12 protein-coding genes are annotated in these 14936 nt (G+C 61.3%); 4 read left to right on the top strand and 8 right to left on the bottom strand.

Annotation, left to right across the window (positions count from 1 at the left end):
- Nucleotides 1-44: 44 nt before the first annotated feature.
- The 3 genes from HZC36_05925 (at nt 45) to HZC36_05915 (ending at nt 3269) form a co-directional block, all read left to right on the top strand.
- Entirely contained in the window at nt 45-1370 is a 1326-nt protein-coding gene (locus HZC36_05925) for an alpha/beta fold hydrolase (protein MBI5706511.1), read from the top strand.
- A 225-nt stretch (nt 1371-1595) separates the two neighbouring features.
- On the top strand, nt 1596-2381 hold the full coding sequence (locus HZC36_05920) for a PEP-CTERM sorting domain-containing protein (GenBank protein ID MBI5706510.1): 786 nt from the start codon (nt 1596-1598) through the stop codon (nt 2379-2381).
- Between the two features lie 237 nt (nt 2382-2618).
- Nucleotides 2619-3269 (top strand): PEP-CTERM sorting domain-containing protein, encoded by a 651-nt coding sequence (locus HZC36_05915; protein MBI5706509.1) that lies wholly within the window; start codon nt 2619-2621, stop codon nt 3267-3269.
- A gap of 90 nt (nt 3270-3359) precedes the next feature.
- Here the strand turns inward: HZC36_05915 and HZC36_05910 are convergent, their stop codons facing one another.
- The 8 genes from HZC36_05910 to HZC36_05875 all read right to left on the bottom strand — a co-directional run bounded on the left by HZC36_05910 (nt 3360) and on the right by HZC36_05875 (nt 12525).
- Complete coding sequence (locus tag HZC36_05910; protein ID MBI5706508.1) at nt 3360-6464, bottom strand: preprotein translocase subunit SecA; 3105 nt, start codon at nt 6462-6464, stop codon at nt 3360-3362.
- A 111-nt stretch (nt 6465-6575) separates the two neighbouring features.
- Entirely contained in the window at nt 6576-6962 is a 387-nt protein-coding gene (locus HZC36_05905; protein MBI5706507.1) for a hypothetical protein, read from the bottom strand.
- Between the two features lie 262 nt (nt 6963-7224).
- Complete coding sequence (locus HZC36_05900; GenBank protein ID MBI5706506.1) at nt 7225-7608, bottom strand: VOC family protein; 384 nt, start codon at nt 7606-7608, stop codon at nt 7225-7227.
- A 105-nt stretch (nt 7609-7713) separates the two neighbouring features.
- A complete protein-coding gene (locus tag HZC36_05895) occupies nt 7714-8541 on the bottom strand; it encodes a PspA/IM30 family protein (GenBank protein ID MBI5706505.1) in 828 nt (275 codons plus the stop codon).
- Between the two features lie 237 nt (nt 8542-8778).
- Nucleotides 8779-9768 carry an NAD(P)/FAD-dependent oxidoreductase gene (locus tag HZC36_05890; GenBank protein ID MBI5706504.1) on the bottom strand — a complete coding sequence of 330 codons (990 nt, stop codon included), beginning with the start codon at nt 9766-9768 and terminating at the stop codon, nt 8779-8781.
- Nucleotides 9768-11633 (bottom strand): hypothetical protein, encoded by a 1866-nt coding sequence (locus HZC36_05885; protein MBI5706503.1) that lies wholly within the window; start codon nt 11631-11633, stop codon nt 9768-9770. Before HZC36_05885 ends, HZC36_05890 begins: the two co-directional genes overlap by 1 nt.
- 24 nt (nt 11634-11657) lie before the next feature.
- Nucleotides 11658-11939, bottom strand: coding sequence for a DUF167 domain-containing protein (locus HZC36_05880; protein MBI5706502.1), 282 nt, complete (start codon nt 11937-11939; stop codon nt 11658-11660).
- Nucleotide 11940: 1 nt separating this feature from the next.
- Nucleotides 11941-12525, bottom strand: a complete 585-nt coding sequence (locus tag HZC36_05875; protein MBI5706501.1) for a DivIVA domain-containing protein — start codon at nt 12523-12525, stop codon at nt 11941-11943.
- A gap of 125 nt (nt 12526-12650) precedes the next feature.
- Here HZC36_05875 and HZC36_05870 point away from each other — a divergent pair, with 125 nt between their 5' ends.
- A complete protein-coding gene (locus tag HZC36_05870) occupies nt 12651-14600 on the top strand; it encodes a cation-translocating P-type ATPase (protein ID MBI5706500.1) in 1950 nt (649 codons plus the stop codon).
- Nucleotides 14601-14936: the final 336 nt, after the last annotated feature.

The raw sequence follows: 14936 nt of genomic DNA, 5'->3' as shown, positions 1-14936 counted from the left end.
GGGCCGGAACCGTCAATCCGCGCACTCGCGTAAACTGCCCGAAGATGAAACGCTTGCTTCCGCTTGCACTTCTCGTCCTTTCGGCTCTGGCTGCCGCCCAAGTGGAGCGCGGGGAACCCCTCAAGCGGTCGGGCTTCCTCGGGCTGCAGACCCAAGCTGCAGAAGGTGGCAAGGGCGCCAAGGTCGTGAGGCTCCTTCCGGGAGGCTCCGGTGAGGCCCTCAAGCTCCAAGTCGGCGACATCTTGACCTCCGTCAACGGGACCGCCGTCGCCACACCCCAGCACCTCGCCAACGCCGTCCGCGGCATGAGGGAGGGCGATGCGCTCAAGATCGAATATCTGCGCAAGGACAAGCCCGGCGCCGTCTCGGCCAAAATCGCCCCTCGCCCCAAGCAGACCGAGACTGACGTCGACGTGATTTACGACCAAGTCCTTAGCCAGGGAAAACGCATCCGCGTGATCATCAACAAACCCAAAGGGCCGGGCAAGTTTCCCTGTCTCTTTTACATCGGAGGCATCGGCGCCTACACGCTAGACGCCTCGTTCTCCTCACTCTATGCGTTTGCCACGTCGGTGCTGCAACCCGCCGTTCAGGCCGGATTTGTGACCGTGCGCATCGATAAACCGGGACAAGGCGACAGTGAGGGACCGGTTTACAAGGACCTCGGTTTCGGTGTTGAAAAGGACGCTTACCTTCAGGCGCTCAGGCTTGCCAAGACCCTGGACTTTGTGGACAAGGACCGCATCGCCATTTTCGGCCACAGCATGGGCGGCTGCTTCGGCCCGATCGTCGCCTCCGAGGAGCCGGTGAAGGCGGTGATCGTAACCGGCACGCTTATCAAGACCTGGGGCGAGTACATGCTTGAGAACTCGCGCCGTCAGGCGGAGTTGGGCGGCATGGCGCCGGAGCAGCTTGATCAGGCAGAACGCGATTCCATCAAGGCCGTGCACTACCTCTTCAACGAGGGCATGAGCGCCAAGGAAATGGTCGAAAAGCACCCGGAAATGGCCGCCTGGCAGCGCGGCAATATCCCCGACGGTGAGACCTACTCCGGTGTCGGCATCCCTTTCTTCCGCGAACTCGCGCAGACGAACCTTCCCAAAGCCTGGGCGGGGGTGAGCGCGGACGTGCTGGCGATCTACTGCGAGAACGACTTCCTCTGCGGCAGGGACGATCACGAGCGCATTGCGGCAGCCGCGAACGCTCGCCGGGCGGGCTCCGGCGAGTTCAAGTTGCTCACAGGCTCGGACCATCTGTTCCGAAAGACCACCTCGCAGCGAGACAGCCAGTCGACTTGGGGGCAGGCGGGCACCCTGAACCCGAGCATCTCGGAGACCCTGGTTGAGTACTTGAAGCGAAAGCTAGGCTGACTCTGCTATCAACTGGAAATCTGTACTTCAGTACCATGTCCCAGGAGTGGACTATGGGCACGAGTCTAGGATCAGGCCGCATCTCTATATGCCCAAGATTCCGTACTTTTATTGGCAGTATCGCTGGACCTTTCTAGGATTACGATGAACCTCGAAGCCGTTTGGGCTTCACCGCTCGGTTGGATCGTTCCAACCGGGTTTCTTCGGCCAAAAGGAGGCAGAAAAATGAAGAGGGCATTGCGCCTGTCATTCGCGACGATGGCCGCCATCGGCGTCCTCGCCGCCCAATCACTTTCCGTGGTGACCCTGGCCACATCAGGATCCACCGTCGAACTCGCCGACAACGGTGCAGATGCAGGCATGGCCTACACCTGGCTGCTAGGCGGGAAGGACCACCTTTATGAGGAGCGGTACTTCTTCCGTACCAGCCCCAATGACGTGTTTCACTCGCTCGGCGATCTCGGGTTCACCGGGTACATCCATCCGCTGGCCAATCTCGCCGTGTTCTATTACGATGGGTTTGGAGTGCACATCGAGGTCAGCTACTACTTGACCGGAGGGCTCCTGACGGCTGACCTTGCTGAAAGCGTCCTTGTACAAAACGTAAGTGGGCAGACCGCCTACTTCGACCTGATCGAGTACGACGACTTTGATCTCAACCAGACGATTGGGCCGGACACGGCTCAAATCATGGGCGATCACGCTATCAAGCAATGGGATGGCAACATCGCCATCAATGCTGAAGTAGTGACGGCGCCACCGGCGACCTTCAAAGAAGTTCGCGGCTTCGCAGGGCTTCGGAACGACATCACGGGCACTCCCGGATACATGCTGAACCCTGCGAACAACTTCCATGTGGGAGACGCGACGTTCGGGTTCCAGTGGGTCTTCGAGCTCGGTCCGAACGAGGAATTCCTGATGAGCAAGGACAAGCTCTTGGTGGTTCCCGAGCCGACGACGCTACTGGCGTTCGCGGGCCTGGCAGCCCTTGCCCTTCGAAAGCGACGATAACGAGAGCCCTGCGGAGGCAGGATGGCCCTGGCGGCCCGAGGAAGACCTCGGGCCGCCGCCTTATGAGCCACAACCCGACTCAATCTTTACTAAATTGTCACAATTCCGCGCCCCACGGACAATTACTAGGTTGAGGGCGCTACATGTGCGCCGCACGCAGTGAGCCGATCGGGGTGACAGCGGCGCATCGCAAGGTAGTGCGCTTTCAGGCGATGAGCCTGAAAAGGAGTGAGTGAAATGAAACGCATCAACTTGATTGCGAGCATAGGAGCTGCGCTCTTCGCAGCGTCATCCGCAGTGGCTCAGGTGAATCCTCCGTCGTGGTTTAACATGCAAGGCCCAGATGACACCGCGCTTTGCCTTGAGTTCAACAGCTCGACGTCGATCAACGTGGCGTCCATCTTGTGGAATCCGTTCGGAACTCCCAACATGAGCGGCAGCATTTTCTGGGCAGACCAGGTCACCAACCACCAAGGTGTGATTGGAGCGCCCCCTGGAGAAACCGCAAATCTCGACCTGTTCATCCCGAACAGTCGAGACAGCCATCGCAAAAAGTTGTTCTGGGTTCAGGTGGACTGGTACGTCGACGGCAACTCCGGATTTGGCGGAAACCTGACCACTCCTGGCGGAGAGCAGATTGTCTTCACAGACGATAGCCAGGTTGACATCGGCGGTGGGTGGATTCGCCAGACCCGTAACGGCTACATCATCCCTCAACCGGAGTCTGAGACCTGGCACTTCGAGTGGAACGGCGGCAGCAACTCTCAGAACGGCGCCTGGATGGACAACTTCTGCTTCGGCACGATCTGCGTGCCGGTCCCTGAGCCGGGGAGCCTGGCGGTGCTGGGCATTGGCGTTCTTGCGTTCGCCCGAAAACGACGCAAGTAAGCCCGTGGGCTAACGGCCCTAAAGCTCGGAACCTCCAATAGACGCATGCCCCGGAGCCAATGGCTCCGGGGCATGCGTTCGCGAGGGTCCCTAGATGATGCCCTGCGACCGCATCTCGTGGTAGTGACAGGCCTTGAACTTCTTTCCGCTGCCGCAGGGGCAAGGGTCGTTCCGGCCGACCTTCTTCCAGTCAACCCGCGAAAGGTCGCCGCTCGTCGCCGGCATGGAACCGGCGGCTACGCTGCGAGATCCGGTGATGGCTTGAGCCACGTCGCCGGCTGCGAGGTCTGCATCGTCGATGCGTTGCATCTGCGGCGCAGCTTCCTGCGGCTGTTGGGGCTGCTCTTGGTTGACCTGCACGTTCGCGTGATAGATCATTCGAACCGCCTGCTCCCTGATCTGTCTGAGCGTGCCCTCGAAGAGGTCGAACGTCTCGCGCTTGTAGGCGATCAGCGGGTCCACCTGGCCGTAGCCGCGCAGGCCGATGCCCTCGCGAATGTAGTCCACCATCTGCAGGTGGTCCATCCACTTGTCATTCACAGCGCGAAGCATGACGTGCTGCTCTAACCAGCCCATGACGTCTTCGCCAAGGCTGTTGGCCTTGTCTTCATAGGCCTGGTGCGCCAGTTCGATGCAACGCCGGTCCAAGGCGTCGCCCGGCCCCAATTCCTTCAGCTCGTCCACGGTTGCGTAGTCCACGAGTGGGAAAAGCTCGTTGAGCTCCGAATAGAGCGTGTCGAAGTCGAATGCTTGGCGCGCCTGATTCTCATCGTACGTGAAGCAGCCGTGCACCACGTCGACGACCATCTGGTCGATGTAGCCCTGAAGGTCTTCACGCACATGCTTGCCCATCAGGATGTCGCGGCGCATCGAGTAGATTTTCTCGCGCTGGGCGTTCAGCACGTCGTCGTACTCCAACACGTGCTTTCGAGCCTCGAAGAAGTGATGCTCGATCCTTTCTTGGGTTTTGCGGATCATTCCGGATAGGAACTTGGCGTCCACCTGCTCCATCGGCGGCCAAGCCTTCAGCAGCGGATTTTCGAGCATGTTCGCGTTGAAGATCTTCCAGAGCATGTCTTCCAGCGATACGAAGAACCGACTCTCGCCCGGGTCGCCCTGACGGCCCGATCGGCCGCGAAGCTGGTTGTCGATGCGCCTGGCCTCGTGGCGCTCGGTGCCCAGAATGTAGAGTCCGCCGAGCTTGCGGACCTCTTCGGCGAGGCCTCGCCGCTCTTGGTCATCCAGGGGAAGCGGGGGGGCTGCGCGCTCGGTGTTGCCGCCACGTCGGAACCCGCCACCGGCGCCCGATTCGAGTTCGACGTCGCCCTTCGATTTGCGAGCGAGGTCGATCTGCTCGTCGAAGATGCGCCCACCCAGCAGAATGTCTACGCCTCGACCTGCCATGTTGGTGGCGATCGTAATCTGGCCCTTCCGGCCCGCTTCGGCGATGACCAACGCCTCCCTCTCGTGGAACTTCGCGTTCAAAACGCTGTGCGGGATGCCCTTTCTGATCGCCTCGTCCCAATACTCCTTGTTGTCCGAGGTGAGCTCGAACTCTTTCAGCGCCCAATCCATGACCTCGGCGGATAGAGGGTCGCCGCTCTGGCCCATCTTGACCAGGATCGCGCCAAACTCCTTAACCGAAACCGCATCAAGGTCTTGCTCGATCAGCTTGGCCGCATCCGTCTTGAGGTCTTTCGGCATGTCCTTCTTGACCTCGGAATGCCAGCGCAGCTTGGAAGCGAGCACCATCTTTTGCAGCATTTCGCTGGTCAGCCGGGCCGAAACGCGTTCCGACATCTCGATCGAGCGCGTGCCCACGAGCACCGGCTGCTGCTTGACGAACAGCCGCATGATCTCCCAGGCAATGCCCCGGAACTTGGCTTCGAGCGTCTTGTAAATGATGTCCGGGTGGTCCGTTCGGATCATGTCGCGGTGCGTGGGGATGGTGACCACGTCCAGGCCATAGATCTTTCGAAACTCGTCCTCTTCCGTCTTGGCGGTACCGGTCATGCCGGCGAGCTTGTCGTAGAGGCGGAATAGGTTCTGGAAGGTGATGACCGCGACGGTTTGGCTCTCTCGTTGAACGGGAACACCCTCTTTCGCTTCGAGCGCCTGGTGCAGGCCGTCCGACAGCCGGCGGCCGAACATCAGGCGGCCGGTGTTGTCGTCCACGAGCACCACTTCCCTTCCGCGTACGACGTAGTCCACGTCCTTATCGAAGAGCGCATAGGCCTTCACGCCCGCGTTCACGTGGTGCATGAGCTTGGGGTCGTTGGCCATGTTGTCCACGTCCATCAGCTCTTCCACGTAGTCCATGCCCTCTTCGGTCATGGAGACCTGGTGGTCCTTCTTCTGCGCCGTAAAGTGAATCTCCGGCTGCAGCTTCTTGACCACTTCATCGATCATCTTGTAGTAGCTGACGTCGTCGTTCGAGGGGCCGCTGATGATGTGGGGCGTTCGGGCTTCGTCGATCAGGATCGAGTCCACCTCGTCGACGATGGCGAAGTTGAGCTGGCGCATCACGAGATGCTCCTTCTGGAACGCCATGTTGTCGCGCAGATAGTCGAATCCGTACTCGTGGTTGGTGCCGTAGACGATGTCGCAGAGATAGGCCTGGCGGCGCTCGCACGGCACGAGGTTGACGTAGCGCGGGTCGCCCGCCACGTCGGCGCCGGGCGTATAAAGGTAGCTGCCGCCGAGTTCGTCGGAATCCTCGCTTTGGCCCTGGATGATGCCAACGGTGAGGCCCAGGGCATGGTAGATCGGGCCCATCCAGACGGCGTCGCGTCGGGCGAGGTAGTCGTTGACCGTGACAAGGTGCGAGCCCTGGCCATCGATGGCGTTCAGATACATTGCGAGCGTGGCGACGAGGGTCTTGCCTTCACCAGTCTTCATCTCAGAGATGCGGCCGTTGTGCAGCACGATGCCGCCCATCATCTGGACGTCGAAGTGCCTCATGCCGAGGGTGCGCTTGCTGGCTTCGCGAACGGCGGCAAAAGCTTCAGGAAGGATGTCGTCTAGGGTCGCGCCGGATTTGAGGCGGTCCCGAAACTCGTCGGTCTTGGCCCTGAGCTGATCGTCGGTGAGCCCCTCCAAGGCGGGCTCGAACGCATTGATCTGATCGACGACCGGATACAACGCCTCTACATCCTTCTTGGATGTATCAAACATTTTTCGCAGATATTGAACCATGGCAATGCCTTGAAATCGGGGTTGGAACCTAGGTTCCGGATGGGGCGGCATCCCAGCCGCATTGGGCGCGGACGAAGCGCCGCGTGAACGTCCTTGAAGCCCTTTTTAGGGCTAAGCCGAGGGGCCGTCGCGGGTGCGGCCGGACTTCAGGAAGCCTTGTGAGGGCTCGCCTTGGCAACGCTCGAAAGGTGGCGGGGCGCTGCGCTGAACGATGGGGGCATCGGGCGTGTCCAGGGGCCTCGCCTCGCAAGCCACGAACTGAAAGACCTCGGCCAGGAAGCGTGAGAATTCGGGCGATTCCTGCCCGATTTGGAGGAGAGATTCGAGTTCTGGGCCGCCTTGCTCAACAAGCTCGGACAGACACGAAGGCGCGCGCACGGAGTGCTTCGCCGCCCAAACTCGCAGCGCTTCGGCGAGCTTGCCGTCAAAGCGCGATTGCTCGAGGCCCGCGGGCCCCTGCAAGATCAGCAGCAAAACGGCAGGAATGAGCGACAGCATGAGATGCCTTCTTCTATTATGGAACGCCGGTAAGTCCCAGATTATCCCTATGGCCCAGGGATTTTGAAAGATGAGGGGAGGGGATGAGGTGACAGGGAGGGGAGATGAGGCGAGAGGCGCAAGGTGAGAGGCGACGCGCGATTCCGGAGCCCCCTCCTCGTTTTGGTTCGTAAATGCTTCCGAGTCCCGACGTGTCGGGAAGGAGGGGGTTGGGGGTGGAGACATTCCCATCATCCCATCATCTCTTCACCACCTCATCCCTTCACTTCAGCTCCGCGGCCTTCGCCCCTTCCTGCATGGCCTGCAAGTTGTGCCCGTCTGGATCGACGAAGTTGAGGATCACTCCGCCGGGCGTGTCGTGGTAGTCGCCTCGAATCGAAACTCCAGCAGCTTCGAGCTTCGCCCGCAAGCCGGCGATGTCGTCCACTGAGAGCACCACGGTCCAGCCTTTGCCCGGCTCCGCAAACGGCAAAGTCGAACCCTCGAACGCAGGATGCAGCCCGATGCGAAACGAGCCCGCAAACACGCTGGACCAATAGGGAGTCACATATTCGGCCCTCAAGCCGAGCAGGTCGCGATAGAACGCGACAGAACGGTCCATGTCCTCCACCTGACATATGGCGGTACCCACTCCTGTAATCGTCATGGAGTGGATTGTACAGGAGTTGAATAAGGCCTGTTAGGCTTGCACCCCTACAAGACCTATCGGTCCTATAAGCCTTATATGTCCTAATTCAGCTGGACGAGCACCTCAGCCGCCCGGCTTCATGCGCTTCTCAAGCTCCTGGAGCTGCCTGTCGAGGTCCGACTCGGCCACTTCGGGCGCGGCCGGAGCGCCATCCACAGGGGGCGCGCCACCCTCTCCCACGGAAACCGTTTGTTCTGCGACCTGCTCCTGTGCCTGGGCCGCCGGCTGGTTCTTGGCAGCCACCTTGGCTTCCAGCGCCTGCAATTGCTCTTCGGCCTCGTAGTCCATGGCTTGGTCTTCCATCGCCATGATCTTGCCCTGAAGGCTGGAACCGAACATCTCTTGCCGCGCGGCAGCCTCGGCTTGGGCATCGCGAATCTTCTCGGCCGCAGCGCCGAACGTCTCGAACTGGTTCTCGAAGGTCAGGCCTTCCAGCGCTTTGGTGATCGAGCTTTGAATCTGAGCCTGCTTCCATTGGGCCTTGAGTGCCAGGGCCTCGGCGGTCTTGCGACGAACCTCTTCCTCTTGCCGCTTGACTGCCACCTTGACGGCCTCCACGGCCTGACAGGCCTGGTCATAGGAGGTTTGCAGGTTGCCAAGAACCGAATCGTTGCCGGCCTTTTCACGCACAAACTGGCGGGCGAGGTCTCGGTTGCCCTGTTGCAGGGCCATGATGGCCTTCTTTTCAAGCTCGACCGAGCGCTTCTGCGCCATGTCCAGTTCGTATTGCAGCTTGTTCTTTTGGGCGATGGCCTGGACGGCCCGTTCACGGTTGGCGATGAGGCCCTCTTGCATCTCACGCTTCGCCTGATCGAGCATGATGTCCGGGTCCTCCAACCGATCCATCGTCTTGTGGAAGAGGCCCGTGAGCCAGCGCCAGAATCTTTTCATTCGTTACACCTGGATGCGAAACGGCTACCGCAATGCCGTCGGCATTATATCATGCGGAGCCCGGAGGGGAATTACGGCCCCAGACAGGTCTGGGTTGCGACATGTTTGGGACTTGCCCTCGTGAGGCGATAATGGGATGAAGGGATGAGGAGCGAATACACCGGCTACTGGCTATTCCTGGGTCAAAAACCCTTGGCTCGTCCCCTCCTCTCTTCATCCCCTCACTCCCCATCCAAGCTACAGCCCAAGCTCCATATCTGAGCTATGGCCCGGAAAGAGCTTGGCGGAGGGATCGAGCCTCTGCTTGGCGTGGCAGACCGCCGAAACCGCCTCGCCGACACCCGTCGCAATCAGCTTCAGCTTGCCTTCATAGGTGCAGACATCCCCTACCGCGAACACCCCCGGCAAGTTGGTCTCCTTCGTGATGGGGCTCACCTTGATCTGCTGCTTCTCAAGCTCCAGGCCCCAGTCCAAGATGGGTCCGAGCGAGGACTTGAATCCGATGGTGACCACGAGGGCATCGAGGGGCAGTCTTTCAGTTTCACCGGACTGCTTGTTTTGAACTGTCACCGCCTCCAGGCGGTCTTCGCCGTGAAGCTCCGTGATCACGCTCCAGAGCTTCATCGCCACATCGGAAGCCTGGACCTTTTCGACGCTGTCCTCCAGCGCGCGGAACACGTCGCGCCGGTGGACCAGGGTAATCGACTTGGCGTGCCCGAGGAGATTGAGGCACCAGTCGAACGCGCTATCGCCTCCGCCGACGATGGCCACGACTTTGCCTTCGAGTGAGGCTTTGTCGCGCACCCCATAAGTCAGCCCACGGCCCTCGAAGTGCTCCTCACGGTCCACGCCGACCTTGGTAGGGGTGAAGGCGCCTGCGCCAGCCGCGATGATGAGCGTACGCGTGCCCAGTTCTTGGCCAGAAGCCGTCGTCAGAATGTAGCCGTCCTCATTGGCAGAGAGCCTGCGAACGGTTTCTTCGAGCAGGACTTCCGGATGAAACGACCGGCCCTGCTGCGCCATACCTGCGGCGAGGTCTTTGGCGAGGACCTTCGGAAAGCCGGGCATATCGAAGACGTACTTCTCCGGATACAGCGCCGTCAACTGGCCTCCCAGTTCGGGGAGGCTGTCCACGATGCGTACGCTGAGCCCGCGCATGCCCGCATAGAAGGCGGCGAAGAGCCCGACTGGGCCTCCGCCGATGATCGTGACATCCTTGGTTTCCATCAATCTGGAATCTCGGCCAACGCGTTCTCGAGCTCTTCGTTCGGGCCCAGCGCCTCCCGAAGCTGACGCTTCAGTCCGATCGCTTCCTCCCGGTTGCCATTCCAGTGCGCCGCGAGCGCCAGTTGAGCGAAGATCGTCGGGGACTGCGGGTGCTTCTGGGCCGCGAAGCGCATCAGGTTGTACGCTTCCTCGTTCCGCGACTGAGAGTGCATCGCGGTGCAGGCTTCGGCATACCCTGGTTCGAAGCCCGGGAAGAGGTCGAGTAGCTTCATCGCGGCCTCTTCCGCCTCTCGCGCGTGCTCACCGGCATCGTCCGATCCGGCGGATTGCAGGGCCAACCGGTTGCACGCCGCCGACATCAGGAACCACATCTTCCAGTAATCCGCCAGCCAGTTTCGCATGGGCTTAATGAGCCCGAGCGCGCCCGCAAAGTCGCCCTCATCCATCTTCTTCCGCGCCATCTCCACGGCCTCGACCCGTTTGGGCTGCTCGATCTCGATCAGCCAGGCCAGGATGTTCGCGCGGGTGTCGGGGTCCGGATTGCAGGCGAGCGCATCGCGCAAGACCTTGGGAATCTCGAAATCCCGGCCGGCCTTCTGGAGGGTTTGGGCGTATTCCAGCAGCAGCGGCACATCAGTGGCGACGACGTCCAAACAGTCCTCATAGAAGTCCATCGCCCGGTCCAGGTCGCCCTTTTCGACGAGGTGCGGTGCATAGTAGCGCTTGACCAACGTCGGGTCCGAGGCCCTCGTCAGTGCCTCCTCGAACGCTTTCTCGCCATCCTCCTTGCGTCCGGCCTGCATCAGGCTCATCGCATATTTGGCGTGGGATTGCGCGTCCTCCGGCCTTCGCTCAAGCTGCTCCTTCCAGAGGTTGGGGATATCGTGGGCGCGGTTGGTTTGGGCGAGCACCATCGCCAGATAATCAAGCGTCGGTTTGTCCTCGCCCTCCATCTCAACGGCCTTGCGGAAGTTGCGCTCGGCGTTGACGGGCATGTTCAGCGCCATCTGCGCCATGCCGAGCCGAGTGTAAAGCGCGGGCTCCTCGGGCGAAAGCTGGACAGCTTTCTCATAGGCATCGGCGGCGCGGTTCGCATCGTTGACGGACTGGTAGACCTCGCCGAGCGCGAAGTGAGCCCGAAAATCGTCGCTCGCGAGCGCGACCGCCTTCTTCAGAGACTCCTCGATCAGCTCGAACTTGCCCATCCGATGCTGTGCGCACAGGCGGCAGAGCTGGATGAGCGCCTCATAGGAGCCCAGGAAGTCGGGATCGGCTTGGGAGGCTTCGAGAAGCAAGTCGATCGCAGGCTGCGGATCGAACTCCCTGGCCACGCGCCCTTGAGTCTGCTGGATGTAGAGCAAAGCGTCGTAGCCCTCAAGGAACTTGAGAAACACGTCGCCGCTGTCGGTGCCGAAGTCGAGGTCGGTCTTCAGCTCGGCGGGAAGCTCGATTTCGGCTGCGCCGGCGATGGTGTTCAGCACGTCGCGCAGAACGTCGAAGACCCCGGAGGCTTCGAACGGCACGGTGCGGTCACTTCTAGGCTCATCGACGCCCCGATCGTGGACCCTCAGGCGAAGCTCGTAGCCCGCGTCCCTGGTGGAGATCATCCCGTCCACGATGCGCGAGACGTCCGACTGATCGAACATCTGCTTCAGCCAATCGCCCTCCAGGAGCGTGTCGGCGATGTTCACATAGGCCGCTCGCGCGCCGTCCTCACCCTCGATCTGCGTGAGAAAGCTGACGGGGTGGATTTCCTCGGTCCCGGTGGCCGTACGGATGGTGTCGCAGGCAAAATTGACAAACTGCCGGCCAAGCGCGGGACGCGCGCCTTCGGCAGCGTTGAACGGGAGTACGGCAACCTTCATGTGGGGCGAAGTGTACCTTTGACCCTAGTCCGAGAGCCGCCGCTGGACCTCTGCGGCGGACAACCCCAAGACCTTCACGATTTTGTCCCTGCCTGAATGCCCGCGCGTGATCTCCAGGTTCGATTTTGCCGTCGAAAGCGCTCTTGAAAGAGCCTCGATGACGGCTTCGTTGGCTTGCCCGTCGGCAGGCGGCGCGGTGACCCACACTTTGACAGAACCATCGGGCTGAAGGGACACTTGGGTTCTGGAGGCACGAGGGGCCACCTTCACGTTGAGCGACGCCTCGTTAGGTTCGGACTTGGCCATTCTATTCTGCCGGCTCCCCTTCCGGGGCGAGCCCGACCTCGGGGACCGCGTCTGGCTCGGGCTTCACCGCTTCGGTTGGCAGGTCCGGCTCGGGGGCCTTTGCCAATAGCGCGGCGGCGCCGTTCGTCGGCTGTGGAGGAGGCTTCGCCCGCGGGTCGCCGGCCAGAGATTCCAAGTGGTCTTCGAGAAGCGACCGGAAGCTCTCGACGCAGTTCCGCTGCTGGATGGAGAGCTTCTCGTATTCCCAGCGAAGCTCGTTCAAGCGCTTCTGCAGGCGAGCTTCCTGTTCTTCGGCCCTCTTTCGTGCGTCCTCCAAGATCGCCTGAGCTTGACGCTTGGCTTGCTCGTGAATGGACTCTGCGGTCTGCTGGGCGCTGACGATGGCCGCCGAGATGCTCTCCTCCCTTGCTCGGTAGGCGGCGAGGCCGGCCTCAAGCTCCAAAACCCGGTCGTTTAGCTGGGCTAAATCCCGTACTAGCACCGAATACTCGGCGGAAGCGCGGGCCAGAAGCGCGTCTACGGAAGCGCGATCGTATCCCCTGAAGGCGCGCGGAAACGAACCTGAATTCAGTTCTTCCGGGTTCATTCTCTCCATCGCTCGTCCTCAGGGGGTTCTTGCCCCAAGGTCATTATGCGAGAGAAGCGGCGGTGCTCCAAAGATGGAACCCCACCCCAACTTGACCGACCCGACAACTTTGTGCCACCTTCTGGATGATGGGCTGGCTGAAGAACCTGCAGAGCGTGTTGACTTCCCTCTGCGGCCTGACGCTGGTGGCGTCCATCTTCCTTCCGGACTCCATCCTCCCTTACCTCAGCGCGGCGTTTGGCTCCTATTTCGCGCTCAAAGCAGCTTATGGGTCGGTGAAGGACCGAAGTATCGACGTGAACTTCCTGATGGTGTTCGCCGCCATCGGTTCTGTGGCTGTAGGGCACGTCATCGAAGCGGCCGTCCTGCTCTTCCTCTTCAGCCTGTCCAGCACCCTTGAATCCTATGCGATGGCGCGCACAAAGTCGGCGATCGAGGGCCTGGTCAAACTTCGCCCAGACTCCGCCATTCGTTTGGGTGCGGACGGTGAGGAAGTCGTCGCGGTCAAAGACCTCCAGGTTGGGGACGTGGTTCGAGTGCCTGCGTTCGAGCAGATCCCCGTGGACGGCGAGGTTGTTTCTGGCGTTACGTCGGTAAACCAGTCTGCTATGACCGGGGAATCAGAACCGGTCAGCCGGAGCGTCGGGGATCGCGTTCTCGCGGGCACTCAGAACCTCGACGGGATCATCACCGTCACGGTTACGGCGGCTCTTGGGGACACCACCCTAGAGAAGATCGTGGACCTGGTGCAAGAGGCCCAGGAGCATAAGGCCAGCGGCGAGCGGATCAGCCACTGGTTCGGCCAGAGGTACACGTTCTTCGTCATCGGCGCCTTTGTTCTCTCATACTTGGTTCGCGTCTGGCTTGGGCAGGCCCAATCCGATGCGCTCTACGCGGCGCTCACGCTCCTGGTGGCGCTCAGCCCCTGCGCACTGGTCATCTCGACGCCGGCGAGTACGCTCAGCGCCCTAGCTTGGGCCGCACGGCACGGGCTCTTGATACGCGGCGGAGCGTTCATCGAGGAAGTGGCCCGGGTCGACGCCATCGCCATCGACAAGACCGGGACTCTGACCCTGGGAAGGCCCAAACTGGTCGAGATTTGCGTATGCGCTCCGACGGCCACGACGGTGGGTGGGGGCGGCGCCTGCAAGGAAGAGGAGGCGTGCTGGCATGGCAAGGGCGGCTTCTCGGATCAAGCCCTGTTCTCCCTTCGCGTGGCAGCTTCTGCGGAGCAATACAGCACGCACCCGGTCGCCGAAGCCATCGTTCATGCCGCGCGCGAGGCGGGTATCGAGGTCCCTGAGGCCAGCGAACAAACGGCTCACCCTGGCCTTGGCGTCACGGCGACAGTCGAGGGGCACAAGGTCAAGATCGGCCAGCGCCGGTTCTTCGAATCGCAGCCTGGCGGGCTCTCAAAGGAGTTCATTCCTCACATCGAGGAACTGCATGAGATGGGCCTGACCGTCGTTGTGCTCGAACACGACGGAAATCTCGCCGCACTCGGGCTTCGTGACGAGCCCAGGCCGGCCGCCAAGGCGGTGCTCCAGGAACTGCGGAGCCTTGGCGTCAAGCATCTGGCGATGGTGACCGGCGACACCCAGCACACTGCCGACGCGGTCGCCGCGGATTTGCCGCTGGACGCCGTTCATGCGGGGCTGATGCCCCAAGAGAAGGCCGAGATCGTTGAGAAGATGATGGCGGAGGGCCGACGGGTGATGATGGTCGGCGACGGGGTCAACGACGCTCCGGTGCTCGCGGCCAGCCATGTGGGCGTCGCGATGGGGGGCCTGGGCAGCGACGTCGCGCTCAATGCCGCCGACATCGTGCTGATGCACGACCGGCTGGAGTCACTGCCATCGCTGGTCAAGCTTGGCCGAATGACCGGCGGCATCATCAAGGCACACCTGATCTTCTCGACCGCGATGATCCTGACCCTGGCCATTGGGACCTTTGCCTTTGCAAAGCTTTCGGGCGGCCACAACAACCTGATGCTGCCCTTGGCGGTGGTCGGGCATGAGGGATCGACGGTCCTGGTCATCCTCAATGGCCTGCGGTTGTTGCGCGGGCCGAAATGACCCGTTTCATTGCAGGTCTAGGTCTCTCAGCGCCGGTCCTTATGGCGTTCTTATCGCGGCATTGCGTGGACTCCGGTCTTGAGACTCTCTCGCAGAGGACGCAGAGCAGATCCTGAGGACGCCTGGGAGCTCTCCTAACGCGAACGTCCACAGAGCCCATGAGCACCCCTCTGCGCTCTTTGCGGAAAATCTGCGGACCTGGCGTGGAGCCCCTGAACTGTCAACGCCGGCACGGAACCGGCGGCTACCCGAATTCATTCATCCCGAGTGAAGCTCCTAGACTGCCAACGCCGGCACGGAACCGGCGGCTACCCGATTTCATTCATCCCGAGTGGA

It is taken from the genome of Armatimonadota bacterium, assembly GCA_016223145.1.
GTDB lineage: Bacteria > Armatimonadota > Fimbriimonadia > Fimbriimonadales > Fimbriimonadaceae > Nitrosymbiomonas.
The sequence above is the reverse complement of the archived record's forward strand: the minus strand, read 5'-3'. Positions and strand labels throughout refer to the sequence as shown.